This is a genomic window from Burkholderia sp. AU4i (genome assembly GCF_000466765.1).
GTDB classification, from domain to species: domain Bacteria; phylum Pseudomonadota; class Gammaproteobacteria; order Burkholderiales; family Burkholderiaceae; genus Burkholderia; species Burkholderia cepacia.
In genome coordinates this window covers 1-26,202 of the sequence record NZ_ASSI01000173.1, presented here as the reverse complement: position 1 = coordinate 26,202, position 26,202 = coordinate 1, and the positions used below count along the sequence as shown (strand labels likewise).

25 protein-coding genes and 2 pseudogenes are annotated in these 26,202 nt (G+C 68.8%); 17 read left to right on the top strand and 10 right to left on the bottom strand.

Features of this window, described 5'->3' with window-relative positions:
* Window positions 1-62: 62 nt before the first annotated feature.
* Together plsY and ybaK are read right to left on the bottom strand one after the other, a co-directional pair.
* Window positions 63-701 (bottom strand): glycerol-3-phosphate 1-O-acyltransferase PlsY, encoded by a 639-nt coding sequence (gene plsY, locus L810_RS33015; protein WP_021162563.1) that lies wholly within the window; start codon window positions 699-701, stop codon window positions 63-65.
* Window positions 702-815: 114 nt separating this feature from the next.
* Window positions 816-1,307 carry a Cys-tRNA(Pro) deacylase gene (ybaK, locus tag L810_RS33010; protein WP_042977134.1) on the bottom strand — a complete coding sequence of 164 codons (492 nt, stop codon included), beginning with the start codon at window positions 1,305-1,307 and terminating at the stop codon, window positions 816-818.
* A gap of 301 nt (window positions 1,308-1,608) precedes the next feature.
* Between ybaK and L810_RS33005 the strand changes: the two genes are divergently transcribed.
* Window positions 1,609-3,171, top strand: a complete 1,563-nt coding sequence (locus L810_RS33005; protein WP_021162560.1) for a class I adenylate-forming enzyme family protein — start codon at window positions 1,609-1,611, stop codon at window positions 3,169-3,171.
* Between the two features lie 48 nt (window positions 3,172-3,219).
* On the opposite strand, the gene xerD is transcribed toward L810_RS33005, so the two are convergent.
* The 3 genes from xerD to queG all read right to left on the bottom strand — a co-directional run bounded on the left by xerD (window position 3,220) and on the right by queG (window position 5,925).
* Entirely contained in the window at window positions 3,220-4,170 is a 951-nt protein-coding gene (gene xerD / locus L810_RS33000) for a site-specific tyrosine recombinase XerD (RefSeq protein ID WP_021162559.1), read from the bottom strand.
* Window positions 4,170-4,637 (bottom strand): methylated-DNA--[protein]-cysteine S-methyltransferase, encoded by a 468-nt coding sequence (locus tag L810_RS32995; protein WP_021162558.1) that lies wholly within the window; start codon window positions 4,635-4,637, stop codon window positions 4,170-4,172. The genes xerD and L810_RS32995 overlap by 1 nt, the downstream gene beginning before the upstream one ends.
* A gap of 64 nt (window positions 4,638-4,701) precedes the next feature.
* The gene (gene queG / locus L810_RS32990) at window positions 4,702-5,925 is read right to left on the bottom strand and encodes a tRNA epoxyqueuosine(34) reductase QueG (RefSeq protein ID WP_021162557.1); all 1,224 of its coding nucleotides are present in this window, start codon (window positions 5,923-5,925) and stop codon (window positions 4,702-4,704) included.
* Between the two features lie 17 nt (window positions 5,926-5,942).
* On the opposite strand from queG, the gene tsaE reads away from it, so the two are divergent.
* Together tsaE and L810_RS32980 are read left to right on the top strand one after the other, a co-directional pair.
* Window positions 5,943-6,497 (top strand): tRNA (adenosine(37)-N6)-threonylcarbamoyltransferase complex ATPase subunit type 1 TsaE, encoded by a 555-nt coding sequence (gene tsaE, locus L810_RS32985; protein WP_042977132.1) that lies wholly within the window; start codon window positions 5,943-5,945, stop codon window positions 6,495-6,497.
* A complete protein-coding gene (locus L810_RS32980; protein ID WP_042977130.1) occupies window positions 6,479-8,005 on the top strand; it encodes an N-acetylmuramoyl-L-alanine amidase in 1,527 nt (508 codons plus the stop codon). Before tsaE ends, L810_RS32980 begins: the two co-directional genes overlap by 19 nt.
* A gap of 72 nt (window positions 8,006-8,077) precedes the next feature.
* On the opposite strand, the gene L810_RS32975 is transcribed toward L810_RS32980, so the two are convergent.
* Window positions 8,078-8,956 (bottom strand): EamA family transporter, encoded by an 879-nt coding sequence (locus L810_RS32975; protein ID WP_175849485.1) that lies wholly within the window; start codon window positions 8,954-8,956, stop codon window positions 8,078-8,080.
* A 263-nt stretch (window positions 8,957-9,219) separates the two neighbouring features.
* Here L810_RS32975 and L810_RS32970 point away from each other — a divergent pair, with 263 nt between their 5' ends.
* Together L810_RS32970 and trxA are read left to right on the top strand one after the other, a co-directional pair.
* Window positions 9,220-10,101: a pirin family protein gene (locus L810_RS32970; protein WP_021162553.1), complete on the top strand. Its 882-nt coding sequence runs from the start codon at window positions 9,220-9,222 to the stop codon at window positions 10,099-10,101.
* Window positions 10,102-10,153: 52 nt separating this feature from the next.
* Window positions 10,154-11,002 (top strand): thioredoxin, encoded by an 849-nt coding sequence (gene trxA, locus L810_RS32965; protein WP_021162552.1) that lies wholly within the window; start codon window positions 10,154-10,156, stop codon window positions 11,000-11,002.
* A gap of 114 nt (window positions 11,003-11,116) precedes the next feature.
* On the opposite strand, the gene L810_RS32960 is transcribed toward trxA, so the two are convergent.
* Entirely contained in the window at window positions 11,117-11,974 is an 858-nt protein-coding gene (locus L810_RS32960; protein WP_027789269.1) for a tRNA threonylcarbamoyladenosine dehydratase, read from the bottom strand.
* A 128-nt stretch (window positions 11,975-12,102) separates the two neighbouring features.
* On the opposite strand from L810_RS32960, the gene pdxH reads away from it, so the two are divergent.
* The 3 genes from pdxH to L810_RS32945 all read left to right on the top strand — a co-directional run bounded on the left by pdxH (window position 12,103) and on the right by L810_RS32945 (window position 15,402).
* Complete coding sequence (gene pdxH, locus L810_RS32955; RefSeq protein WP_021162550.1) at window positions 12,103-12,747, top strand: pyridoxamine 5'-phosphate oxidase; 645 nt, start codon at window positions 12,103-12,105, stop codon at window positions 12,745-12,747.
* A 121-nt stretch (window positions 12,748-12,868) separates the two neighbouring features.
* The gene (locus L810_RS32950) at window positions 12,869-14,089 is read left to right on the top strand and encodes an SAM-dependent methyltransferase (protein ID WP_021162549.1); all 1,221 of its coding nucleotides are present in this window, start codon (window positions 12,869-12,871) and stop codon (window positions 14,087-14,089) included.
* 23 nt (window positions 14,090-14,112) lie between these two features.
* The gene (locus L810_RS32945) at window positions 14,113-15,402 is read left to right on the top strand and encodes a DUF72 domain-containing protein (protein ID WP_021162548.1); all 1,290 of its coding nucleotides are present in this window, start codon (window positions 14,113-14,115) and stop codon (window positions 15,400-15,402) included.
* Between the two features lie 34 nt (window positions 15,403-15,436).
* Here L810_RS32945 and msrA read toward each other — a convergent pair whose 3' ends face one another.
* The gene (msrA, locus tag L810_RS32940) at window positions 15,437-15,997 is read right to left on the bottom strand and encodes a peptide-methionine (S)-S-oxide reductase MsrA (RefSeq protein ID WP_021162547.1); all 561 of its coding nucleotides are present in this window, start codon (window positions 15,995-15,997) and stop codon (window positions 15,437-15,439) included.
* A gap of 583 nt (window positions 15,998-16,580) precedes the next feature.
* Between msrA and L810_RS32935 the strand changes: the two genes are divergently transcribed.
* From L810_RS32935 to L810_RS32925, 3 genes are all read left to right on the top strand, one after another.
* The gene (locus L810_RS32935; RefSeq protein WP_021162545.1) at window positions 16,581-17,987 is read left to right on the top strand and encodes a selenium-binding protein SBP56-related protein; all 1,407 of its coding nucleotides are present in this window, start codon (window positions 16,581-16,583) and stop codon (window positions 17,985-17,987) included.
* Window positions 17,984-18,649, top strand: a complete 666-nt coding sequence (locus L810_RS32930) for a hypothetical protein (protein WP_021162544.1) — start codon at window positions 17,984-17,986, stop codon at window positions 18,647-18,649. Before L810_RS32935 ends, L810_RS32930 begins: the two co-directional genes overlap by 4 nt.
* A gap of 305 nt (window positions 18,650-18,954) precedes the next feature.
* A complete protein-coding gene (locus L810_RS32925; protein WP_021162543.1) occupies window positions 18,955-19,464 on the top strand; it encodes a flavin reductase family protein in 510 nt (169 codons plus the stop codon).
* Here the strand turns inward: L810_RS32925 and L810_RS32920 are convergent.
* Window positions 19,451-19,951, bottom strand: coding sequence for an Lrp/AsnC family transcriptional regulator (locus tag L810_RS32920; protein WP_006477992.1), 501 nt, complete (start codon window positions 19,949-19,951; stop codon window positions 19,451-19,453). The two genes, L810_RS32925 and L810_RS32920, sit on opposite strands and share 14 nt — an antisense overlap.
* Window positions 19,952-20,081: 130 nt before the next feature.
* Between L810_RS32920 and kynB the strand changes: the two genes are divergently transcribed.
* The 3 genes from kynB (at window position 20,082) to kynA (ending at window position 23,035) form a co-directional block, all read left to right on the top strand.
* On the top strand, window positions 20,082-20,723 hold the full coding sequence (kynB, locus tag L810_RS32915) for an arylformamidase (protein ID WP_021162542.1): 642 nt from the start codon (window positions 20,082-20,084) through the stop codon (window positions 20,721-20,723).
* A 24-nt stretch (window positions 20,724-20,747) separates the two neighbouring features.
* Complete coding sequence (gene kynU, locus L810_RS32910) at window positions 20,748-22,001, top strand: kynureninase (RefSeq protein ID WP_021162541.1); 1,254 nt, start codon at window positions 20,748-20,750, stop codon at window positions 21,999-22,001.
* Window positions 22,002-22,090: 89 nt separating this feature from the next.
* On the top strand, window positions 22,091-23,035 hold the full coding sequence (kynA, locus tag L810_RS32905; protein WP_021162540.1) for a tryptophan 2,3-dioxygenase: 945 nt from the start codon (window positions 22,091-22,093) through the stop codon (window positions 23,033-23,035).
* 93 nt (window positions 23,036-23,128) lie between these two features.
* On the opposite strand, the pseudogene L810_RS49370 reads toward kynA, so the two are convergent.
* Window positions 23,129-23,336, bottom strand: a pseudogene (locus L810_RS49370) (MFS transporter); the annotation flags it as partial.
* Between L810_RS49370 and L810_RS47685 the strand changes: the two are divergent.
* The 3 genes and pseudogenes from L810_RS47685 to xylB form a co-directional block, all read left to right on the top strand.
* Window positions 23,292-23,450, top strand: a pseudogene (locus L810_RS47685) (LysR family transcriptional regulator); the annotation flags it as partial. The pseudogenes L810_RS49370 and L810_RS47685 sit on opposite strands and share 45 nt — an antisense overlap.
* Window positions 23,451-23,641: 191 nt before the next feature.
* A complete protein-coding gene (gene dalD, locus L810_RS32895; protein ID WP_021162537.1) occupies window positions 23,642-25,081 on the top strand; it encodes a D-arabinitol 4-dehydrogenase in 1,440 nt (479 codons plus the stop codon).
* Window positions 25,082-25,164: 83 nt separating this feature from the next.
* The coding region (xylB, locus tag L810_RS32890; RefSeq protein WP_042977120.1) for a xylulokinase at window positions 25,165-26,202 on the top strand (1,038 nt) is incomplete at its 3' end.

The following is a 26,202-nucleotide window of genomic DNA, read 5'->3' as shown; positions in this document are numbered from 1 at the left end:
TCACGTCATCCTGCCGGGCCCCGCACACGCGGCGCGCCCGGCGTGCGGCAAGCGCCGCTTTCTCAGGCCTTGCCGCCGTCCTGCGCGCCGCCGTCCGCGGCCGCCTTCTTCTTGTCACCGATCCGGCTCTCCTGCCCCGCCAGCAACTTCGAAATGTTGCCGCGGTGACGCCACACGAGCAGCACGCTCATCGCGAGCACGGCCCATGCGACCGGGTTGTGGCGCGTGCCGAACAGGAACACGTCGAACACCGGCGCGAACACGGCCGCCACCAGCGCCGCGAGCGACGAATAGCGGAAGAAGAACGCGACGATCAGCCAGGTGAGCGCGGTCGCGAGTCCGAGCACCGGGTGCACGGCGAGCAGCACGCCAGCCGCGGTCGCGACGCCCTTGCCGCCCTGGAAGCGGAAGAACACCGGATACAGGTGACCGAGGAACACGGCGATCGCGACCCATGCGACCGCGACGTCGGGCAGGCCGAAGTGGCGGGCGAGCCAGACGGCAATCCAGCCCTTGAACGCATCGCCGACGAGCGTCAGGATCGCGGCCTTCTTGTTGCCGCTGCGCAGCACGTTGGTCGCGCCGGGATTCTTCGACCCGTACGAACGCGGGTCGGCCAGGCCCATCGCGCCGCTGACGACGACGGCGAACGACACCGAACCGATCAGGTAGGCAACGAGGGCGGCGAGCAGGATCTGCATGCGGTGGACTCTTCTTTCAACGTATCGGTAAAGGGACGGCTGCGCGGCAAGCCCGCAAGCCGAAACGGCGCCCATTCTACCGAACGGGCGCGGCGTGCCACGAAGGTGAAACCCTCAGTCGACACTGGCGCACTGTACGGGCTGCGCGCCGAGCAGCGACGTGAGCACGGCCGGCGCGAGACTGACGAGGTAGCCGCGGCGGCCGCCGTTCAGGTAGATCGTCGGCAGTTCGAGGATCGTCTCCTCGACGTAGACGGGCATCGTCTTGCGCGTGCCGAACGGCGACGTGCCGCCGACGAGATAGCCCGAATGGCGGTTCGCGACCTCGGGCTTGCACGGTTCGACGCGCTTCGCGCCGATCTGCCGTGCGAGGTTCTTCGTCGATACCGTGCGGTCGCCGTGCATCAGCACGATCAGCGGCTTCGCATGCTCGTCTTCCATCACGAGCGTCTTCACGACGCTGTGCTCGTCGACGCCGAGCTGGCGCGCCGATTCGCCGGTGCCGCCGTGCTCGACGTAGTCGTACGGATGCTCGCCGAACGCCACGCCGTGGCGGCGCAACAGCTGGGTGGCAGGGGTTTCGGACACGTGTCTGGATTTGCTCATGGCGGCATTTTAATGGTGAACGACCGGCTGGCGCGCAATCGCGCCCTTGAGCCCTTGAGCCCTTGAGCCCTTGAGCCCTTGAGCCCTTGAGCCCTTGAGCCCTCACACCCGCGCCGGCGGTATACTCGCGGCCCGTTTTCCGCCGGGCGGCCTGCTGCGCCGCCGCAGCGATTCCGTCCATCATCATTGCGGACATCGCGAAGCGCTATTGCCCGAATGGCCGATTGTGGCGCACGCGCCGTCGTGGCACGATCGTTCGCCAACCTCGTCGGCCGCCGCCCGCCCCTTTTCTGGAGACGCCATGTCCTCGCCCCTCCGTTCTTCCGAGCCGCTCGACGTCGATGCACTGCTCGCCGCGCTGCCGCGCCGCATCGCCGACGTGCCCGCACGCCGGGCCGCGCAGGCACCCGGGCATCCGGCGCTGATCGAGGACGCACGCCGGCTGTCGTACGGCGATCTGTCGCAAGCCGTCGATGCGGCGGCCGCACTGCTCGCCGGCCTCGGCGTGCAAGGCGGCGACCGCGTGATGATCGTCGCCGAAAACTGCGTCGCGCAGATCGTGCTGCTGTTCGCGGTCGCCCGCCTCGACGCGTGGGCGCTCGTGTCGAACGCGCGATTGTCGGCCGGCGAACTCGACGCGATCGCCGCGCACGCGCGCCCGAAGCTGATCGCGTTCACCACCGACGTATCGCCCGACGCGCGCACGCATGCCGCGCGGCACGGCGCGACACCTGCCGGCGCACTGCCGGTCGACATCGGCGCATGGTCGTATCGCGTCGACGCCAGCGCGCCGGGCGAGCCGGTTGCCGCCGACGGCGCCGCGCAATGCGCGGCACTGATCTACACGACCGGCACGACCGGCACGCCGAAAGGCGTGATGCTGTCGCATCGCAACCTGCTGTTCATCGCGGCGACGTCGAGCGCGCTGCGCCGCGTGTCGCCCGACGACGTCGTCTACACGGTGCTGCCCGTGTCGCACGTGTACGGGCTCGCGTCGGTCTGCCTCGGCAGCCTGTACGCGGGCGCGACGCTGCGGCTTGCGCCGCGCTTCTCGCCGGAAGCCGTGCGCGTCGCGCTCGCCGACGAAGGCGTCACGATCTTCCAGGGCGTGCCCGCGATGCACGCGAAGCTGCTCGAACACCTGCACACGCACGGCCACGCATGGCACGCACCGCGCCTGCGCTTCGCGTATTCGGGCGGCTCGCCGCTCGACACGAACCTGAAGGCACGCGTCGAACGCCTGTATGGCGTGCCGCTGCACAACGGCTACGGAATGACCGAAAGCAGCCCGACGATCACGCAGACACCGCTCGACGCGCCGCGCACCGACAGCTCGGTCGGCGTGCCGATTCCCGGTGTGGAGATGCGGATCGTCGCACCGGACGGCACCGACGTGGCGCCCGGTGAAGTCGGCGAGATTCGCGTACGCGGGCCGAACGTGATGCTCGGCTACTACCGCAACGCGGACGCCACCCGCGCGGCCGTGTCGCCGGACGGCTGGCTGAGCACCGGCGATCTCGCACGGCAGGAAGCGGACGGCGCTGTGACGATCGCGGGTCGCAGCAAGGAACTGATCATCCGTTCGGGCTTCAACGTCTATCCGGTCGAAGTCGAGCAGGTGCTGAACGCGCACCCTGACGTCGTGCAGGCGGCCGTCATCGGCCGTGCGGTCGAAGGCAACGAGGAAGTGCTCGCGTTCGTCGAACGGGTGCCCGGCGCGACCGCCGACGAAGCGGCGCTGCACGCATGGTGTGCGGAGCGGCTCGCGCCTTACAAGCGCCCCGCGCATATCCGCGTCCTCGACGCGCTGCCGGCCGCATCGACGGGCAAGGTGCTGAAGCACAAGCTGCGCGAGCTGGTCTGAAGCAGGCGGGCCGGTGCGCGCACCGGAGCCTGCGCAGCGAAACGTGCGCTAACCGCGCGGATGGTGTTGCGCGTGCAGCGTCTTCAACCGCTCGCGCGCGACGTGGGTATAGATCTGCGTGGTCGAGATGTCGCTGTGACCGAGCAGCAGTTGCACGACGCGCAGGTCGGCGCCATGGTTCAGCAGGTGCGTCGCGAACGCGTGCCGCAGCGTGTGCGGCGACAGGTGGGCGCGCACGTCCGCGTGCAGCGCGTGACGCTTGATGATGTTCCAGAACTGCTGGCGCGTCATCCCGTCGCCGCGTGCGGTCACGAACAGCGCGTCGGCCGCGCGCGCGCCGAGCAGTGCCGGCCGCGCATCGCGCAGATAGCGCTCGATCCAGCCGTGCGCGACTTCGCCGAACGGCACGAGCCGCTCCTTCGAACCCTTGCCCATCACACGCACGACGCCCTCGTTGAGCCCGACCTCGACGGTCTTCAGCGTCACGAGTTCGCTCACGCGCAATCCGCTCGCATACATCAGCTCGAGCATCGTGCGATCGCGCAGGCCGAGCGGCGTGCCGATATCGGGCGCGCCGAGCAGCGCCTCGACCTGCGCCTCCGACAACGTCGACGGGAACCGGGCCGCCTGTTTCGCGGACGAGATCCGCAGCGTCGGGTCGGCGCTCGCGCGATGCTCGCGCACGGCCCAGCCGTAATAGCGCCGGAACACGGACAACCGCCGGTTCGACGACGTCGCCTTGCCGTCGCTGCGCGCGGCGATGTAGCCCGTCACCATCGCCTCGTCGACCGAATCGAGCGACGTGTCGTGGGTCGCGGCCAGCCATTGGGAAAACAGCACCAGATCGCGCCGGTAAGCATCGAGCGTGTTGCGTGCGAGCCCGTGCTCGAGCCACAGCGCATCGCAAAACACGTCGATCGATGCGCGGCTCGCGAGCAGCGCGGGGGATGCCGCGGCGGCATCGCCGTCGGCTTCGGGGGAAATCAGCGATTCACTCATCAGTACGGCACGCCCTCGTGCGCCAGCAGCCAGCGCTTCACTTTCTGGTAATACCCGTTGTCGTCGTGGTTCGCGAAACCGCCGAGGCCGCCCGCCGCGACGACGCGATGGCACGGGATCACGAGCGGGAAGTAGTTCGCGCCGCACGCCTGGCCGACCGCGCGCGGCGCGCTGCCGATCCGCTTCGCGACCTGGCCGTAGGTCAGCACCGTGCCGGGCGGGATATCGCTGATCACGTCCCACACGCGGTGCTGGAACGCGCTGCCGACCTCGGCGAGCGGCAGGTCGAAGCGCGCCGACGCGCGCGCGAAGTAACGTTCGATCTGCTTGACCGCGCGCTTCGCGAGCGGCGTATCCGGATCGACCGGCTTCACCGATTCGGGCAGATAGACGATCTCGCGCACCACCGCGGCATCCGTGCGGATGCCGACCTTGCCGAACGGTGCGTCGATGACTGCATTGAACATGGCCCTCTCCTGACCGATGGATGCGCGCGGCAGCACCGCGCGCCGACGACACTTTACGCCGCCTTCACGCGGCACGCAGTGCCCATTCGACATGCTCGCGCACGACCGGCGACGGATCGTCGGCCCGCGCGCGCAACGCGTCGACGATCGCCTCGCGCGCCTGCGGCGCGAGCCGGTCCTCACCCGCGCGCAGCGCGTTGCCGAGGCCGACCGCGAGATTGCGCAGCCAGCTTTCGTAGCCGATGCGCCGGATCGCACTGCCCTGCATCCGCGTATCGAACGTGTCCGCATCCCACGCGAACAGCTCGACGAGCGTCGCGCGGTCGAGGCCGTGCCGCACGTCGAAATCGGCGACGGGCGCGGCCTGCGCGAACTTGTTCCACGGGCACACGAGCTGGCAATCGTCGCAGCCGTACACGCGATTGCCGATCATCGGCCGCAGCGGCTCGGGGATGCTGCCTTTCAGTTCGATCGTCAGGTACGAGATGCAGCGGCGCGCGTCGACGCGGTACGGCTCGACGATCGCGCCGGTCGGGCATGCGTCGATGCAGCGCGTGCAACTGCCGCAGTGGGCACCGGGCGTCTCGGGCGCGGTGTCGGGCGACGTGTGCGCGTCGGTCGGCAGCGGAACGTCGACGTAGATCTCGCCGAGGAAGAACAGCGAACCCGCATCGCGCTGCAGCAGCAGCGTGTGCTTGCCGCGCCAGCCGACGCCGGCCTTCTGCGCAAGCTCGACCTCGAGCACGGGCGCCGAATCGGTGAACACGCGGTAGCCGAACGCGCCGATCTCACGCTCGATGCGCTCGGCGAGCGTCTGCAGTCGGTTGCGCAGCACCTTGTGATAGTCGCGGCCGCGCGCATAGATCGACACGACGGCCGCCTGCGGATCGTCGAGCCGGGCCCGTTCGCGCACGCGCCAGTCGTGCGGCACGAGTGCGCCGGGCGCATCGTCAACGAGTGTTTGAGCCGGCAGATAGGCGAGCCGCGCGGAGATCACGCGTCGCGTACCGGCCACAAGTTCGGCCGGGCGCGCGCGTTTCATCCCATGTTTCGCCATATAATCCATTTCGCCGTGGTATCCGGCTTCCAGCCAGGCGGCGAGGCCTGCTTCGGCATCCGAGAGATCGGTATCGCTGATGCCGATCGCCCCGAAACCCAATTCGCGCCCCCACGCCCTGATGCGCGCGGCGAGCGCAGTCAACGCCGCATCGTCGAGCGCGCACGGTGCCGCGCCTTCGGCACGAGTCGAAGGCCTGTCGGATGCGGCGAGTTCCGGTAATCGGTTCATCGCACTATTTTACGAGAATGCCAGCCACGCCCAGCCAACCGCCTCACGACGCCATGCTGCCCGCCCTGCTCGCGGAGCGCGTGATCGCGCTCGCCGACGAAGCGGCGACCGAGGCCTTCGGCACCCGCTTCGCGCACGCGCTCGACGCGGCGCGCACCGAACTCGCCCGCGCGCATGCGTTCGACGGGCTGCAGATCCAGCTGGTCGGCGACCTCGGCGCGGGCAAGACGTCCCTCGTGCGCGCCATCCTGCGCGGCCTCGGCCACACGGGGCGCGTGCGCAGCCCGACCTATACGCTCGTCGAGCCGTACGCACTCGAACGCGAGGATGGGGAACTCGAGGTCTATCACTTCGATCTGTATCGTTTCAACGATCCGGCCGAATGGTCCGACGCAGGCTTTCGCGAATATTTCAATTCCAGCGCGATCTGCCTCGTCGAATGGCCACAACAGGCGGGCACGCTGCTCGGCGTACCCGATCTGGTTTTCTCGCTCGACGTGGATGGCGACGGCCGCGTCCTCATCGTCCGGGCGTACAGCGCTTCAGGAAAGGCATGTCTCGAAAGATGTTGATCAAACCGTTCCGCTCGATCGAATCGGCGGCCACCGCGACGCACAACTGGCGGCGTCGCCAGATCCTGCGCGCGGGCGCGTCGACGCTGGTGCTCGGTCTCGTCGCGCCGCGGCTCGCGCACGCGTCGTCGGTGCTCGGCGTGCGCGTGTGGCCCGCACGCGATTACACGCGCGTCACGATCGAATCCGACCAGCCGCTGCAGAATACCCAACAGCTGCTGCAGGGTCCCGACCGCCTCGTCGTCGACCTGAGCGGCCTCGATCTCGACCAGGCGCTGCGCGATCTCGTGTCGAAGATCGCGCCGAACGATCCGCAGATCCAGTCGGTGCGCGTCGGCCAGTATCAGCCGCACGTCGTGCGGATGGTGTTCGACCTGAAAGGTTCGGTGAAGCCGCAGGTGTTCACGCTGCCGCCGGTCGGCGCGTACAAGTACCGGCTCGTGTTCGACCTGTATCCGGCCGTCGCGCCCGATCCGCTGTCCGACCTGATCGCGCAGACGGAACGCAAGGAACAGGCGCTCAACGACACCGCGCGCGCGCAGCAGATGCAACCGCCGTCCACGCTGGCCGGCCCGGGCACCCCGCCGCCCGCCGCGGGCGACAACAGCGATGCGTTCTTCCAGCGCTTCGCGCAGAACACGCCGGCCACGCCGCACACGCCGCCCGCCGCCGGCACGCCCTCGACGCCCGCGAAGCCGGCCGTCAAGCCGCCGCCGGTCATCGCGCGCCGCGACGACAGCGACGACGACGGCGACACCTACAAGTTCACCGCACCGAAATCCGGCAAGGGCGGCACCGTGCGCCTGCTGACGGTGGCGATCGATCCGGGCCACGGCGGCGAGGATCCGGGCGCGATCGGCGGCGGCGGCACGTACGAGAAGCACATCGCGCTCGACATCGCGAAGAAGCTGCGCGCGAAGATCGACGCCGCGCCGAACATGCGCGCGATGATGACGCGCGACGCCGACTTCTTCGTGCCGCTGAACGTGCGCGTGCAGAAGGCGCGCCGCGTGGGCGCGGATCTCTTCGTGTCGATCCATGCGGACGCATTCACGACGCCGTCCGCGCGCGGCTCGTCGGTGTTCGCGTTGTCCGATCACGGCGCGACGAGCGCCGCGGCGCGCTGGATGGCGAACAAGGAAAATTCGTCCGACCTGATCGGCGGCATCAACATCAAGACGGCGGATGCGGCGGTGAACCGCGCGCTGTTCGACATGTCGACGACCGCGCAGATCCGCGACTCGCTGCGCTACGGCAACTACGTGCTGAAGGAAGTCGGCGGCATCAACAAGCTGCACAAGGGCTCGGTCGAACAGGCCGGGTTCGCGGTGCTGAAGGCCCCCGACATTCCGTCGATCCTCGTCGAGACCGCGTTCATCAGCAACCCGGAAGAGGAGAGCCGGCTGAACGACGACAGCTATCGCGACCAGATGGCCGACGCGATCTTCCGCGGCATCAAGCGTTATTTCGCCGCGAATCCGCCGCTCGCGAAGAGCCGGATGGCCTGACGGCCCGACGGCCGTACCCAGCCGTACTCGGCCACCCCGCCCCGCCGCCGGCACGCAGTGCGTGCCGGCGCGTCACGATGCCGCGAAGCGGCGCATCAGTTTCCCGCCGAACACGTTCACCGCGAGGCCGCCCATCACGAGCGCCGTGCCGATCAGCTGCGCGCGCGTCAGATGCTCGTCGAGCAGCAGCGCCGACGAAGCCAGGCCGACGATCGGTACCAGCAGCGAGAATTGCGCGACCTGCGCGGCCGGATAGCGCGACAGCAGGCGGCTCCAGAGCCCGTAGCCGAGCAGCGTCGCGACGAACGCAAGATAGACGACCGCGAAGATCGACGCCCCGTTCAGCCCGGCGAGCGCGGTCGCGATCCGCTGCGGCCCTTCGAACCACAGCGACAGCAGGAAGAACGGCACGGGCGGCACGAGGCTCGCCCACACGACGAGCGACACGAGGTTCGCTTTCCCGACCTTCTTCGTGACGATGTTGCCGAACGCCCACATCGCGGCCGAACAGATCGTCAGCAGGAAGCCCGCGAGCGTCATTGCGCGGCCGCCCTGCGCCGCGATCACGACGAGCCCGCCCGCGGCGATCGCGAGCCCGAGCAGGTTCTGCATGCGCAGCCGCTCGCCGAGGAACAGCATCGCGAACACGAGCGTGAAGAACGCCTGCGACTGCAGCACGAGCGACGCGAGGCCGGCCGGCATGCCGACGTACATGCCGGTGAACAGGAACACGAACTGGCCGAGCTGGATCGTCGCGCCGTACAGCACCAGCAGGCGCCACGGAATCTGCGGCCGGCGCACGAAGAACACGGCGGGCACGGCCGCGAGCGTGAAGCGCAGCGCGCCGAGCAGCATCGGCGGCATGCCGTGCAGGCCGACCTTGATCACGACGAAGTTCACGCCCCACGCGAGGATCACGACCAGCGCAAGCAGCAAGTCCTTCGGGGCCATCATCGGCGTCTCCTCGATTGTCGAATCGTTGTGCAAGGTGCTCTCGAGCCCTGTCGCTTCGCGCCAGGCGCCCGAGGAGGCGATCCCCAAAAGGGACTGCCTGCGGGGCAGAAAATACCGGGGCGGCCCGGCGTTTTCCCGAGAAGCCGGTCAGTCTACCGGGTTTCGGCACCCGGCCCGATACCCGCGCGGCGCGAATGGAATCGGCGGCGGACGGCCAGTACAATGACCGGCATCTCCCCCGCCGCCCCACAGGATCCGCCATGACCGCCCCGATCAAAGCCCTGCTGAAGCCGCACGTGCGCGACATCGGCAACCTGCAGGTGCGCCGCACGCTGCCCGCACTCGCCGCACGCCTCGTCGGCCCGTTCATCTTCTTCGATCACATGGGACCCGCCACGCTGCCGCCCGGCACGGGGCTCGACGTGCGCCCGCACCCGCACATCGGTCTCGCCACCGTCACCTACCTGTTCGACGGCGCGATCCTGCACCGCGACAGCCTCGGATCGCTGCAGGAGATCGTGCCGGGCGACGTGAACTGGATGACGGCCGGCCGCGGGATCGTCCACTCCGAACGCACGCCCGACGCGCAGCGCGAAAACGGCCACACCGTGCACGGGATCCAGACCTGGGTCGCGCTGCCGCGCGCGCACGAGACGACCGAGCCGTCGTTCGAGCACCATCCGGCCGACACGCTGCCGAAGCGCAACGAGGACGGCGTGTCGCTGACGGTGATCGCCGGCGATGCGTTCGGGCTGCGCTCGCCGGTCACGACGTTCTCGCGCACGCTGTATGTCGCAGCCGAATTCGCTGCCGGCGGCCGCCTCGAACTCGACGCGTCGCACGAGGAGCGCGCGGTCTACGTGGTCGACGGCGAGCTCGCGATCGACGGCACGCCGGTGCCCGCCGAGCAGATGGCCGTGCTCGCGCCCGGTGCCGCAGTCACGCTGACGAGCGGCAGCGGCGCGCGCGCGATGCTGCTCGGCGGCGACAAGATCGACGGCGAACGCTTCATCGAATGGAACTTCGTCGCCAGCAGCCGCGAAGCGATCGAACGCGCGAAAGAAGCATGGACGCGCCAGGAAATGGGCAAGGTGCCGGGCGAAACCGAGTGGATTCCGCTGCCCGAGTCGAAGCCGCGTTGAAAAAGGGGCGCTCCGCCCCCATCCTGACGACATTCGAACGAAAGAGAACGACATGGACACCACGCTTGCCACATTCGAGAAAGACGTCATCGAGGCGTCGCTGGACGCCCCCGTGCTGGTCGACTTCTGGGCGCCGTGGTGCGGCCCGTGCAAGACGCTCGGCCCGCTGCTGGAAAAACTCGAAGGCGACTACGAAGGCCGCTGGAAGCTCGTGAAGGTCAACGTCGACGAGAACCAGGAACTCGCCGCGCACTTCCAGACCCGCAGCATCCCGCACGTGATCGCGTTCGCCGACGGGCGCCCGGTCGACCAGTTCGTCGGCGTGCTGCCCGAAGGCCAGCTGCGCGCCTTTCTCGACCGGCTGCTGCCGGCCCCCGAGGAAGCCGAACGGCGCGCCGCGCAATACGCGATGGCCGAAGAGCGCCACGACGACGCGCTCACGCACCTCGAGGCGGCGCTCGCGCTGAATCCCGGCTTCGACGACGCACGCCTCGACCTGATCGAACTGCTGCTCGCGAGCAACCAGGTCGACGCCGCGCGCGCCGAGACGGAACGCCTGTCGCCGCAGACCGTGCAAGGCGGCGACCCGCGCTACCAGGCGATCAAGACTCGTTTCGACGCCCTCGAAGCCACGGCCGACCTGCCGCCGACCGACGCACTCGAAGCACGCATCGCGGCCAACCCGGCCGATCTCGACGCGCGCTTCGATCTCGCGCAGAGCCTGATCGCGCGGCGTGCGTATGAAGGGGCGCTGGAGCAGTTGCTGGAAATCGTCACGCGCGACCGCGCGTATGGCGATGATCTCGGCCGCCGCACGATGATCTCGGTATTCGAGCTGGCCGGCGACCGCCCGGACCTCGTCGCCGGGTGGCGGCGCAAGCTGAGCATGGCGCTCAACTGAGGGACGACCGGCCGGGCCGTAACGGCCCGGCTGCGTAACGGCCCCGCATCGCATGCGGCGGCGCGCATCACGCGCTGCGGCATCGCGCCGGCTGCGCGATCGCGTGTCGCGCGCTCAGCCGGCGGCCTGCGCCGCGATCGCACGCAGCGCATGCGCGGCGGCCGCGAAGCCGAAGCTCGCTGTCACGCACACGCTCGAACCGAATCCCGCACAGTTGAGCCCCGCGACGTGCGCGGCCGCGGACGGCTCCGCACCGTCCTCGAGATCGCAGGCGGCCGCTTCCGGATAGATCAGCGGCTCGTCCGAATACACGGCGCTGACCTTGAAACGCGCCTTCGGCCCGCGCGGAAAGCCGTGCTGCTTGCGCAACTGCGCGCGCACCTTCGACAGCAGCGGATCCTGGATCGTCAGCGCGAGATCGTCGATCCGGATGCGCGTCGGGTCGAGCTGGCCGCCCGCGCCGCCGACCACGACGAGCGGCTGACGCTTCGCGACGCACCACGCGATCAGCGCGACCTTCGTGCGCACGCTGTCGATCGCGTCGATCACGTAGTCGAAACCGCCGCCGAGCAGCGCGTCGAAGTTGTCGGGCTCGACGAAATCCTCGATCCGGTTCACGCGGCACGCGGGATCGATCAGCGCGATCCGCTCGGCCATCGCGTCCACCTTCGGCTTGCCGTAATTGCCGTCGAGCGCGTGGATCTGCCGGTTCGTATTGCTTTCCGCGACGTTGTCGAGATCGATCAGCGTGAGCGTGCCGACCGCGTTGCGTGCGAGCGCCTCGGCCACCCACGACCCGACGCCGCCGATCCCGATCACCGCGACGTGCGCGCGCTCGAACGCGGCGGCGGCCGGCGCGCCGTACAACCGCGCGACGCCGCCGAAACGCCGCGCGCGATCCACGTCAAGCTGGATTTCCGGGGTCGGGGTAAGATCAGAAGAACTGGGCGGGGCGGTGTCGGCGGCGGGCATGGCAGCAAGGAAATCGTAAGTCGTGCAGCCCTCTATTTTGCCTGAACTCCCCGCTCGCCCGCGCCACTGTGCACGCACGTTTCTTGCGCGTTGGCTACAATGGTTCCAGATTGAAGCGTTTGCATAACATGACGACTCTCGCCGATCTCCGCATCAATTATTCGCGTGCTTCGCTCGACGAAGCCGATGTCGCCCACGACCCCTTCGCCCAGTTCGATCGCTGGTTCAAGGAGGCGCTTGCCGCCAAGCTGCCCGAGCCGAACACGATGACGCTCGCGACCGTCGGCGCCGACGGCCGGCCGTCGGCACGCATCGTGCTCATCAAGGGCGTCGACGAACGCGGGTTCGTCTTCTTCACCAATTACGAAAGCCGCAAGGGGCACGACCTCGCCGCGCATCCGCAGGCAGCGCTGCTGTTCTACTGGATCGAGCTCGAGCGCCAGGTGCGCATCGAAGGCCGGATCGAGAAAACCAGCGCCGAGGAAAGCGACCGCTATTTCGCGTCGCGTCCGCTCGGCTCGCGCATCGGCGCATGGGCGTCCGAGCAAAGCACGGTGATCGACAGCCGCGCGACGCTCGAAGCGCAGGAAAAGGCCGTCAGCGAGCGCTACGGCGACAACCCGCCGCGCCCGCCCCACTGGGGCGGCTACCGCCTCGTGCCCGACTCGATCGAGTTCTGGCAGGGCCGCCCGTCGCGGCTGCACGACCGTCTGCTCTATACGCGCGACGCCAACGCTTCGTCGGGCTGGTCGATCTCGCGCCTGTCGCCGTAAGCGCGGCGCCGGCGCACGCCGGTCGTGTCTCGTGTTGCATCCGGGCGCCCGCCGCGCAAGCGGCGGGCGCCGGTCAAGATACTTGGCTGTATTCGATTCAACGAACAAACGGAGAATCCAAATGTTCTGGGAAAAGAAGCTGGCACAGTGGGCGGACGACGTACGGGCGAAAGCGAACATACCGGCACGCCTCGTGCTGTGGAACGGCGATCAACTCGATTTCGGCACCTTCAGCGCGCCGCAGGTCACGCTGAAGGTGAACAGCGCGTCGGCGCTGCCGCTCTTGCTCGAACCGAGCCTCGACAATCTCGGCGAGGCCTACGTGAAGGGCAAGATCGACATCGAAGGCAAGCTGTCGGACATCATCAACATCGGCTACTCGCTCGCGCGCAGCACGGTGACGAGCGCGAGCAAGCTCGCGCGCGTGAAGCGTTACTTCAATCACTCGAAGAGCACCGACAAGAAGGCGATCCAGTATCACTACGACGTCTCGAACGAGTTCTACAAGCTGTGGCTCGACGAGAACATGGTGTACTCGTGCGCCTACTTCGAGAACGGCGACGAGGATCTCGCCACCGCGCAGATCAAGAAGATCGACCACATCCTGACGAAGATCCGGCTCGAGCCAGGCCAGCGCCTGCTCGACATCGGCTGCGGCTGGGGTGCGCTCGTGCTGCGCGCCGCGCAGAAGTTCGGCGCGCAGTGCCTCGGCGTCACGCTGTCGCAGAACCAGTTCGACCTCGCGACCGCGCGCGTGAAGGCGGCCGGGCTGGAGGACAGGATCGAGATCCGGCTGCAGGACTACCGCGAGATCGACGGCCAGTTCGACCGCATCACGAGTGTCGGGATGTTCGAGCACGTCGGGCGCAAGAACCTGCCGCTCTATTTCACGCGGATTCATGACCTGCTCGTCGACGACGGCATCGCGATGAACCACGGGATCACGTCGACCGACGCGGAAAGCGGCGAGACGGCGCTCGGCGGCGGCGAGTTCATCGACCGCTACGTGTTCCCGGACGGCGAGCTGCCGCACATCAGCCTCGCGCTGGAAGCCGCGCAGCGCGGCGGCCTGGAAGCGATTGACGTCGAAAGCCTGCGACGGCACTATGCGCGCACGCTCGACATCTGGACGGAAAACTTCGAGGCGAAGGCAGAAGCGGCGCGACAACTCGTCGACGACGAAAAATTCCGCATCTGGCGCGTGTATCTCGCCGGCTGCGCGTATGCGTTCGAGCACGACGACGTGTCGATCTTCCAGATCGTGTGCCGCAAGGCCGGACGCAGCGCGAAAACGCTGCCGTGGTCGCGGCGCTATATGTACGAACACGCGCTGCCGCGCTAGGCGGCGCTTCACGCTGGGCATGCATGGGTGACGGCAGGACGCGGCGCAAGGGGCCGCCGGAACGACAGCAGCACGACGATGCGCACGCGCCGCACGCCGACGGGCAATTCGACCTGTTCGGCGTGCCGGCCGACGCTGCACGCGCGTCGCCCGAGGGCGACGGCCCGCCTGCCCGCACCGACGAACACGTGAAGCCGGACGCGCGTGACGACGCGCAGCCGGCACCGCGCGCCCGCTCCCATTCTTCCGACGAAACACCGCCTGCCGCTTCCGGCCTGCTGTGGGACGAACCGTCCCCGCCGGACGCGCCGCCGAAGAAAGCCCGGCGCCGACGCGGCGTGATGCCCGCGCCGATCGCACCCGAGGTGGCCGACGCAGCGGCCGGCCTGCCGCCGAACGTTCGGCTCGGCACGTCGTCGTGGTACTTCCCCGGCTGGGACGGCATCGTCTACGACGGCGATTTCGCGCAGACCAAGCTGTCGCGCGAAGGGCTCGAAGCGTACGGCGCGCATCCGCTGCTGAAGAGCGTGAGCCTCGACCGGTCGTTCTACGGCCCGCTGTCGGTCGCCGATTACCTGCGCTACGCGCAGCAGGTGCCCGACGATTTCCGCTTCGTCGTGAAGGCGCCGGCCTCCGTGACCGACGCGGTCATCCGCGGCCGGCGCGGCGAGCCGTCGGGGCCGAACCCGACCTTCCTCGACGCGCAGCTCGCCACCCACGAGTTCGTGCAGCCGTGCCTCGAAGGGCTCGGCCGGAAAGCCGGCGTGCTCGTGTTCCAGTTCTCGCCGCTGCCCGACCAGCTGCTCGCGCAGCCGGCCGCGCTGATCGACCGGCTCGCCGCATTCTTCGCGGCGCTGCCGCCGCTGCCGCCGGACGCCGACGGCACCCGCTATGCGATCGAGATTCGCGACGCGAGCCTGCTCACGCCGCGTTTCATCCGCGCGCTCGCCGCGCTCGGTGTGCGCTACTGCGTCGGCCTGCACGCGCGGATGCCCGACGCGCTGCGCCAGGCGGCCGCGCTCGCCCTGCTCGACGGCGACGCGCCGGGCCCGCTGATCGTGCGCTGGAGCCTGCACAGCGGCTTCAGGTACGAACAGGCGAAAGCGAAATACGAGCCGTTCGACAAGCTCGTCGACGAGGATCCGGCCACGCGCTCGGCGCTCGCCGAACTGGCCGCGCGCTATGCGCTGGCCGGGCAGCCGGTGATCATCACGATCAACAACAAGGCGGAAGGCTCCGCGCCGCTGTCGTGCATCGCGCTCGCGCGCGAGATCGCCGCCGCGTGCGCGCAGTGGCGCAACGAGGCGGCCTGACGCCCGTTTGCGCCGGCTCCCGCCGTTCCGGCGCTTACGCGCCGCGCAGCGACTTCAGCCGGTGCGAGAACTTCTGCCGGAATTTCGCGAGCTTCGGCCCGATCACGACCGAGCAGTAGCCCTGCCCCGGGTTACGCGCGTAATAGTTCTGGTGATAATCCTCGGCCGGCCAGTAGTTGCCGTCGAGCGGCACGACCTGCGTGACGATCGGCTGCCCGAACACCTGCTCGCGCTCCAGCTCGCGGATCACGTCGAGCGCCGTGTCGCGTTGCTCGTCCGAATGCGTGAACACGACCGAACGGTACTGCGTGCCGACGTCGTTGCCCTGCCGGTTCAACTGGGTCGGATCGTGCGTCGCGAAGAAGATCTCGAGGATCTCGCGATAGCCGATGCGCGCCGGATCGAACGTCACGTTGACGACTTCCGCGTGGCCCGTGTCGCCTTCGCAGATGTCGCGATAGCCGGGATTGCGCGTATGGCCGCCCGCGTAGCCCGACTGGACGGCCGTCACGCCGTCGACGTCGAGAAACACCGCCTCCGTGCACCAGAAACACCCGCCTCCCAATGTCGCGGTTTCAAGCATCTCGTTCACCATGAAATCAGTCCTTCGTTGATGTCGGCAGCCGGCACGCATGCGCCGGCGCCACCGTTCCGTCTCGCCGCTGCCCACCCGGGGGCGGGTCGCAACGGCACTGCGGCAAGTATCTCACTCGCGCGCGAACCTGACAGGTTGCACAGGTACCGCGCACGACCGACCGCCCGCGTTCTCGTCTACACTTAGGCACGCGCGAGCGCGGCGGCAAACCCGCTGCCTCGCGCAAAGCGCCCGATGCGTGCCCGACCCTGATGCAAACATCATCTGCCGGAACATCGATATGCATGCCTTAACAGACATCGTCCGCATCACTCGCCCGGCCGTCGCCGCATCGCGGGCTACCGCTTCGACCGTGCCACCCCCTTGCCGTGCGTCCGTCTCGCCCCACGTGCGGCGATCCGGAACACCGCCTTTCTCCGCTTTCACGATCTGATGCACGGCGCGCCGCACGTGTCGCCGACGCGTGCACCCGCCTGCCGATCGCGCCTGCCGGCGCCACGCGCGCCGCGCGGCAACCCCGACCCGCACGCCCGCAACGAACGGCCGTGCGTCAACGATCCGAACCCATCGAGAGGGCATCACCATGAGCATGCGACCTGACCCGACGTTTCACGCTTCGCCCGAGCTTGCGATGCAGGCGCCGGCGGAAGAGTTTGCCTATACGTTGTTGCTGAGCCCCGATTTTTCCAGACCCGACGCGCTCGCCGTGATCGACGTGAAGCCCGGCTCGCCGACCTACGGAAAAATCGTGCATACGGTGACGATGCCGAACACCGGCGACGAGTTTCACCACTTCGGCTGGAATGCGTGTTCGTCGTCGCTGTCGCCGCTGACCGGCCATGCGTTCCTCGAACGCCGCTTCCTGATCATCCCCGGCCTGCGCTCGTCGCGCATCTACGTGATCGACACGAAGCCGCATCCGACGCAGGCGCGCATCCACAAGATCATCGAGCCCGACGAGATCTTCTCGAAAACCGGCTATTCGCGGCCGCACACCGTTCACTGCGGCCCCGAAGGCATCTATGTGAGCACGCTTGGCGGCGCGGGCAAGGACGGCACCGACGGCGCGCCCGGCATCTTCATCATGGATTGCGAAACCTTCGACGTGCTCGGCCGCTGGGAGATCGACCGCGGCCCGCAGGACAAGCATTACGACTTCTGGTGGAACCTGCCGCGCGACTACATGGTGTCGAGCGAATGGGCGCTGCCGCCGCAATTCGAGAACGGCATCGTGCCCGAGGACCTGCTCGCAAACAAATACGGGCACCGGCTGCATTTCTGGGACCTGCGCGCGCGGCGCAACGTGCAGACGATCGATCTCGGCGCGCAGCATCAGATGGCGCTCGAAGTGCGGCCCGCGCACGACCCGGTGCGCGAATACGGGTTCGTCGGCGTCGTGGTCGACACGACGAATCTCGAAGGCTCGATCTGGACCTGGTGGCGCGAAGGCGGCAAGTTCCATGTGAAGAAGACCGCGACCATCCCGGCCGAGCCGGCCGCGGCCGACGAACTGCCGCCGCTGCTGCAAGGATTCGGCGCGGTGCCGCCGCTCGTGACCGACATCGACCTGTCGCTCGACGACCGCTTCCTGTACGTGTCGTGCTGGGGCACCGGCGAGATGCGCCAGTACGACGTGTCGGACCCGCACAACCCGGTGCTCGCCGGGTCGGTGCGCATCGGCGGCATCGCGCGCCGTGCGCCGCACTCGAACGGCCGCGCGTTCGCGGGCGGCCCGCAGATGGTCGAGATCAGCCGCGACGGCCGGCGCGTGTACTGGACCAATTCGCTCTACTCGACGTGGGACGACCAGTTTTATCCGGATGGCGTGCCGGCCGCGCAGGTGCTCGCGCATGCGGGGCCGGAAGGCGGGCTGACGCTCGCCGACGATTACTGGGTCGAGTTCCCCGAAGGTTATCGCGCGCACCAGATCCGGCTCGAAGGCGGCGACTGCTCGACCGACTCGTTCTGCTACCCGTCGGTCAAGCGTTGAACGCCGGCCTTCACGCCCAGTTCGCGCTGTGGGCGGCCGTGCTCGCGAGCGGGGTATATCACGGGCTCAATCCCGCGATGGGCTGGCCGCTCGCGGTGTCGAACGCGCTGATGACCCGCCGCGGCGGCGCGCTCGTCGCGGCGCTCGGTTATCTCGCGCTCGGCCATGCGCTCGCGGTCTTCGCGGTGATGCTGCCGATCGGGCTGCTCGCCGCGCTGCTTGCCTGGCAATCGGCGATCCGGATCGGCGCGAGCGCGCTCGTGATCGGCTTCGGCGCCGTGCTGCTGATCCGGCGCCGGCATCCGCGTGCGCTCGCGCGGATCCCGCCCGCGCGGCTCGGCCTGTGGTCGTTCGCGGTCGCGATCGCGCATGGCGCGGGGCTGATGCTGGTGCCGATCTACCTCGGGCTCTGCGGGCTCGACCGGGACGCCGGCCACCGGGCGGCGGCCACGCTCGTCGATGCGCATCTCGGGATGGCGCTCGTCGTCGCGGCCGTGCATGCCATCGCGATGATCGGCGCCGGCGGCGGGCTCGCGTGGCTCGTGTACCGCTATCTCGGGCTGAAGTTCGTGTCGCGGAGCTGGTTCAATCTCGATTCGGTGTGGGCGTCGAGCCTGATCGTGACGGGCGCGCTGTCGCTCGGACTGGCGGCGGCGCGATAGATGGCGCGGGGATCGGCGGTCGGGACATGCCACTGCGCGGGACCGCGCGGCGGCACCGCTCGAAAAACGCGACAGAACGGCGTTGCCGGCCGCGCGCGATTGCCCGTCCTGCCGCGCGCCGCAGTGTTCGCTACGCCACCCTGCCCCCTCGATGCGCCGCCTGGCCGGGCCCGGCGGCCCCGATTCCGCTAAAATCGGGCCATGCGCACCCCTTCCCCATCGACCGCCTTGTCGCCTTTCGTCCGCCGTGCCCGCCCCGCTCGCGTCGCGCCGCGCCCGCCCGTCTCGTTCCGGATGGCTACCCGATGAGCCAGGCCAATCCCCCGGATTTCGACTCGGCCGCTTTCCGGCAAGCGCTTGGCCAGTTCGCAACGGGCGTGACGGTGATCACGACGCGCGCGCCGTCCGGGCAGTTGATCGGCATCACCGCCAGCTCGTTCAACTCGGTATCGCTCGATCCGCCGCTCGTGCTGTGGAGCCTCGCGCACAAATCGGCGTCGACGCCCGTATTCCGCGGCAACAGCCACTATGTGGTGAACGTACTGGCGGCCTCGCAGCTCGACCTGTGCAAGCGCTTCTCGACCTACAAGGGCGACCGCTTCGAAGGAATCGCGCATGCGGCCGGCAACTCCGGGATGCCCGTGCTCGACGGCGCGCTCGCATGGTTCGAATGCCACAACCGCAGCCGCTATGACGAAGGCGACCACGTGATCTTCGTCGGCGAGGTCGAACGCTGCGGCGTGCGCGCCGCATCGGACACGACGCCGCCGCTCGTGTTCCACGGCGGCGGCTTCCACGGCCTTACACCGCTTTGATCGCCCCCGTGCGCGCCAGCCCGACCGGCGCGCCGGCTTCGTCCTTCAGCGTCTGCAGCACGATGTTCGAACGGATGTCCATGACGCCCGGCGCCTTGTAGAGCCGGTTCAGCACGAAATCCGAGTAGTGCTTCAGGTTGTGCGCGAGCACGCGCAGCAGATAGTGGCTCTCGCCCGTCACGACGAACGCGCCGACCACCTCCGGCCATTCGCGCAGCGCTTCCGCGAAGCGCTCGTGCCATTGATTTTCTTCGTTGCGCATCGATACCTGCACGAACGCCTCGAGCTCGAAGCCTAGCTTCTCGCGGCTCAGGCACGCGCGATAGTGCTCGATCACGCCCTGCTCCTCGAGCAGGCGCATGCGGCGCAGGCAGGCGGATGGCGAAAGCGAAATGCGTTCCGCCAGGTCGAGATTGCTGATTCTGCCCTCTTCCTGCAGTACCGCCAGAATCCGGCAGTCGGTGGCATCGAGCGTGATCGCGTGCATTTTTGGTCCCCGTTTTCCCTCTGAGTCGAATTATCTGCCAATCCGGCGGTTTGTCCATGTTTATTTCGCAAGCACTTTCTGCGAGCGTCCACCTATCATTCGAAGCATCGACTCACCGAATCGTCATGCCATGGACACCCTCTGGGACATCTCGCCGCCTGTCAGCCCCGCCACCCCCGTGTGGCCGGGCGATACGCCGGTTTCCGTCGAACGCGTGTGGCGGATGGAGGCCGGCTCGCCGGTCAACGTCGCACGCCTGACGCTGTCGCCGCACACGGGCGCGCACTGCGACGCGCCGCTGCATTACGACGCCGACGGCGCGCCGATCGGCGCCGTGCCGCTCGACACCTATCTCGGCCCGTGCCGCGTGATCCACTGCATCGGCGCATCGCCGGTCGTGCAGCCGGCCGATGTCGCGGCCGCGCTCGACGGCGTGCCGCCGCGCGTGCTGCTGCGCACGTATGCACGCGCCAGCGTCGAACGGTGGGACAGCGACTTCTGCGCGGTCGCGCCCGGGACCGTCGACCTGCTCGCCGCGCACGGCGTGAAGCTGATCGGCATCGATACGCCGTCGCTCGACCCGCAGGAATCGAAGACGATGGATGCGCATCACCGCGTGCGCGCGCACCGGATGGCGATCCTCGAAGGCATCGTGCTCGACGACGTGCCGCCCGGCGACTACGAACTGATTGCACTGCCGCTGAAATTCGCGACGCTCGACGCGAGCCCCGTGCGCGCGGTGCTGCGCGCGCTGCCCGCGCGTGCCTCCTGATTACCCCGACTGACGACCCACATCATGATCAAGACCCGTGAAGACGCGCTCGCGCTCGACCGCGACGATCCGCTCGCCCCGCTGCGCGACCAGTTCTCGCTGCCCGACGGCGTAATCTATCTCGACGGCAACTCGCTCGGCGCGCAGCCGCGCGCATCGGCCGCCCGCGCGCAGCAGGTGATCGGCGCCGAATGGGGCGAAGGCCTGATCCGCAGCTGGAACACGGCCGGCTGGTTCGCGTTGCCGCGCCGTCTCGGCGACAAGCTCGCGACGCTGATCGGCGGCGCACCGGGCGAAACGGTCGTCACCGACACCATCTCGATCAACCTGTTCAAGCTGCTGTCGGCGATGCTGCGCCACCAGGCCGAGCGCGCGCCCGAGCGCCGCGTGATCGTGTCGGAACGCTCGAACTTCCCGACCGACCTGTATATCGCGCAGGGGCTGATCGAACAGCTCGGCGGCAACTATGAACTGCGCCTGATCGACGATCCGGCCGACCTGCCGGCCGCGCTCGGCGCGGACACGGCCGTCGCGATGATCACGCACGTGAATTACCGCACCGGCTACATGCACGACATGCCGGCCGTCACGCAGCTCGTGCACGACGCGGGCGCGCTGATGCTGTGGGACCTCGCGCACTCGGCCGGCGCGGTGCCGGTCGACCTGAACGGCGCGCGCGCCGACGGCGCGGTCGGCTGCACGTACAAGTACCTGAACGGCGGCCCGGGTTCACCCGCATTCGTGTGGGTGCCGCAGCGTCATCACGCACACTTCTCGCAGCCGCTGTCCGGCTGGTGGGGCCACCGCGCACCGTTCGCGATGCAGCCGGGCTTCGCGCCCGATCCGGGAATCGCGCGCTTCCTGTGCGGCACGCAGCCGATCGTGTCGATGTCGATGGTCGAATGCGGGCTCGACGTGTTCCTGCAAACCGACATGCAAACGATCCGCCGCAAATCGCTCGCGCTGACCGATGCCTTCATCGCGCTCGTCGAAGCACGCTGCGCGGGCTTGTCGCTGAAGCTCGTCACGCCGCGCGCGCATCACCAGCGCGGCTCGCAGGCGAGCTTCGAGCATCCGCACGGCTACGAGGTGATGCAGGCGCTGATCGCGCGCGGCGTGATCGGCGACTACCGCGAGCCGTACGTGCTGCGCTTCGGCTTCACGCCGCTCTATGTGCGCTTCGTCGACGTGTGGGATGCCGTCGAGACGCTGCGCGACATCCTCGCCACCGACGCCTGGAAGGCGCCCGAGTTCGCCGAACGCGGCGCGGTGACCTGAGCGGCCTTGCCCGGCGCGCAACGCGGTCACGCGGATTGCGCGCCGCGCCCCGTCATTCAAATCTGGAGATAGTCGTGAATTCTGGTCATATGCAGCCACCCGGCGGCGACGCGCCGGCGGGCTGCCCGTTCTCGGGCACACGCGCCGCACATTCGGCCCCTGCGGCGCAAGCGGCACACGAAGCGCCGCACGTGCCGGGCGATGCTTCGGGCGAAGCCGGCTGGCACAACGCACAGCTCGATTTCTCGAAGTCGATGAGCTACGGCGACTACCTGTCGCTGAATTCGATCCTCGACGCGCAACATCCGCTGTCGCCCGATCACAACGAGATGCTGTTCATCATCCAGCATCAGACGAGCGAGCTGTGGATGAAGCTCGCGCTGTTCGAGCTGCGCGGCGCGCTCGACGCGGTGCGCACCGACGCGCTGCCGCCCGCGTTCAAGATGCTTGCGCGCGTGTCGCGGATCCTCGAGCAACTGGTGCAGGCGTGGAACGTGCTGTCGACGATGACGCCGTCCGAGTATTCGGCGATGCGGCCGTATCTCGGGCAGTCGTCGGGCTTCCAGTCGTATCAGTACCGCCAGCTCGAATTCCTGCTCGGCAACAAGAACGTGCAGATGCTGCAGCCGCATGCGCACCAGCCCGACATCCTCGAACAGGTGCGCACGACGCTCGAGGCGCCGTCGTTCTACGACGAGGTCGTCCGCCTGCTCGCGCGGCGCGGTTTCCCGATCGCGCAAGCGCGGCTCGAGCGCGACTGGACGCAGCCGACGCAGCACGACGAAACGGTCGAAGCCGCGTGGCTCGAGGTGTACCGCCACCCGCAGCAGCACTGGGAGCTCTACGAGATGGCCGAGGAACTCGTCGATCTCGAGGATGCATTCCGCCAGTGGCGCTTCCGTCACGTGACGACCGTCGAACGCATCATCGGCTTCAAGCAGGGCACGGGCGGCACCAGCGGTGCGCCGTACCTGCGCAAGATGCTCGACGTCGTGCTGTTCCCCGAGCTCTGGCACGTGCGCACCACGCTGTAACGCCCCACTCGCCCGCCGTCACGACGACGTGCGGGCCAGTTCTTCCCCTTCGCGCAGCTGCGCTGCCGCACGTGGCAGTCGGGGGATATGCCGCCGCACGGCCAACAGCGCGACGCAGACGATGCCCATCCCGATCAGTCCGGCAGCCACCTGCCGGCGCGAATGCGCCGCGCATGATCCCCCATTCGCGGATCAGCACCGGAATCGCGAAACCGATCAACTGGCCGTCGAAACCGTCGAGCACGATCGCGAGCGCGGCGAGCAGCAGCGCGCCGGCACGATCGACACGCGGCCCGTGCACGAAGTCGTCGCCGTGCGCACGCTCACCGCGTTCCGGCGCCGCCACGGCATCCTGCCGCAGCCGGCCGGCAAGCTGCTCGAGGAACTCGTCGCGTTGACGCGCGAGGAACGCTGACGGCGCTTCCCGGCCGGCGGCCCGTCCGCCCTTTCCGCCCGCTCATTCCGCCCGCCGCCGCAGCGCACCATCAAAATGCCGTTTCCCCGCCTTGACTTTCGCTCGCCCGAATACGATCATTCGCTCACACATAGAGCAAATGATCGTATTCGTACTCGGCAGGAAAATCTGGCACGAACAGGAGACACCGGATGAGCGCATCGCCCTCCGCCCGCACGCCCGTGCTGCTGCACATCGGCGCGGGCTCGTTTCACCGCGCGCACCAGGCGTGGTATCTGCATCGCGTGAACACGGCCGTGCCGCCCGACGAGCGCTGGTCGCTGACCGTCGGCAACATCCGCGACGACATGCGCGCGACGATGGACGCGCTCGCCGCGCAGCACGGCGAATACACGCTCGAAACCGTCACGCCGCAAGGCGAGCGCGCGTACGAGACGATCCGCGCGATCACGCGCGTGCTGCCCTGGTCGATCGATCTCGCCGCGCTGATCGACGCCGGCGCCGATCCGGCCTGCCGGATCGTGTCGTTCACCGTCACCGAAGGCGGCTACTACCTCGACGAACACAATCGGCTCGACGTCGCGAATGCCGATCTCGCGGCCGACCTGCAGGGCGCGCGCACGACGCTGTACGGCGCGCTCGCGGCGCTGCTCGCCGAACGCGTGAAGCGCGGCGCGGGCCCGCTCACGCTGCAGAGCTGCGACAACCTGCGCAACAACGGTGCGCGCTTTCGCGCGGGGATGCGCGAATTCCTCGAACGGCGCGGGCAGGCCGACCTGCTCGCGTGGTTCGATGCGAACGTCGCGACGCCGAGCGCGATGGTCGACCGCATCACGCCGCGCCCGACCGCCGACGTGCGCGAGCGCGTGCTGGCGGCCACCGGCATCGACGACGCATGCCCGGTGATGGGCGAATCGTTCATCCAGTGGGTGATCGAGGATCGCTTCGCGGCCGGGCGGCCGCGCTGGGAGCTGGCCGGTGCCGAACTCGTCGACGACGTGCACCCGTACGAGGAAGCGAAGATCCGCATCCTCAACGCGACGCACAGCTGCATCGCATGGGCCGGCACGCTCGCGGGCCACACGTATATCCACGAAGGCACGCACGACGCGGCGATCCGGCGCTTCGCGCACGACTACGTGACGCAGGACGTGATCCCGTGCCTGACGCCGAGCCCGCTCGATCTCGCGCGCTACCGCGACGTCGTGCTCGAACGCTTCGGCAACCCGTACGTACTCGACACGAACCAGCGCGTCGCGGCCGACGGCTTCTCGAAGATCCCCGGCTTCATCGCGCCGACGCTCGTCGAATCGTTCGCACGCGGCGCGGCACCGGTCGCCACCGCCGTGCTGCCCGCGCTGTTCCTGCGCTTTCTCGAACGCTGGGCGCGCGGCACCTTGCCGTATGCGTACCAGGACGGCGTGATGGACGAAAGCGCCGCGCGTGCGATCGTCGGGGCCGGCCGTCCGGGGTCCGGCCATCCGGGGGCCGGCCATCCGGAGGCCGACGACCAGGTCGCCGCGCTGTGCGCAAGCCGCGCGCTGTGGGGTTCGCTCGCCGGCAACCCGGCGCTGTTCGAGGCGTTGCGCGCCGGGCTCGCGCGGGTCGATGCATGGCTCGCGGCGCGCTGACGCGCATCGGGGCGAACCTGCCTTGGCACGTGCACGGCCGCGCGGCTAAAGTAGCGAGTCCCCACTGACGGAACGGATCGCTCATGTATCTCGGCATCGACCTCGGCACTTCGGAAGTGAAGGTGCTGCTGCTCGCCCCGGACGGCACGGTCGTCGGCACCGCCGGCTCGCCGTTCACCGTGTCGCGGCCGCATCCGCGCTGGGCCGAACAGCATCCGGACGACTGGTGGCAAGGCACGCTCGCCGCGCTCGCCGCGCTGCGCACACGGCATCCGCAAGCATTCGCTGCCGTGCGCGGCATCGGCCTGTCCGGCCAGATGCACGGCGCCGTGCTGCTCGGCCGCGACGACCGCGTGCTGCGCCCCGCGATCCTGTGGAACGACATGCGCAGCGCCGACGAGTGCGCACTGCTCACCGAACGCGCGCCCGATCTCCACGCCCTCGCCGGCAATCTCGCGATGCCGGGCTTCACCGCACCGAAGCTGCTGTGGGTCGCGAAGCACGAACCCGATGTGTTCGCGGCCACTGCCTGCGTGCTGATGCCGAAGGACTACCTGCGGTTCCGGCTGACCGGTGCAAAGGTGTCCGATCCGTCGGACGCAGCCGGCACGCTGTGGCTCGACGTCGCACGCCGCGACTGGTCCGACGCGCTGCTCGCCGCATGCGGGATGACGCGTGACCAGATGCCGCGCATCGTCGAGGGCAATGCGCCGTCCGGCACGCTGCGCGCGGACATCGCGCGCGAACTCGGGCTGTCGGAGGCGGTCGTGGTAGCCGGCGGCGGCGGCGACAACGCAACGAGCGCGCTTGGCATCGGTGCGATCCATGCAGGCGACGGCTTCGTGTCGCTCGGCACGTCCGGCGTGCTGAGCGTGGTCGGCGATCGCTTCATGCCGAACCCCGCATCGGCCGTGCATGCGTTCTGCCATGCGATTCCCGATCGCTGGCAATTGATGAGCGTCGTGCTGTCGGCCGCGAGCTGTCTGCGCTGGGTCTGCAAGCTGACCGGCACCGACGAACCCGCCCTGCTCGCCGAAGTCGAGGCGCTCGACGCCGACGCGCGCGCGACGGCCCCGCTGTTCCTGCCCTACCTGTCCGGCGAGCGCACGCCGCACAACGAC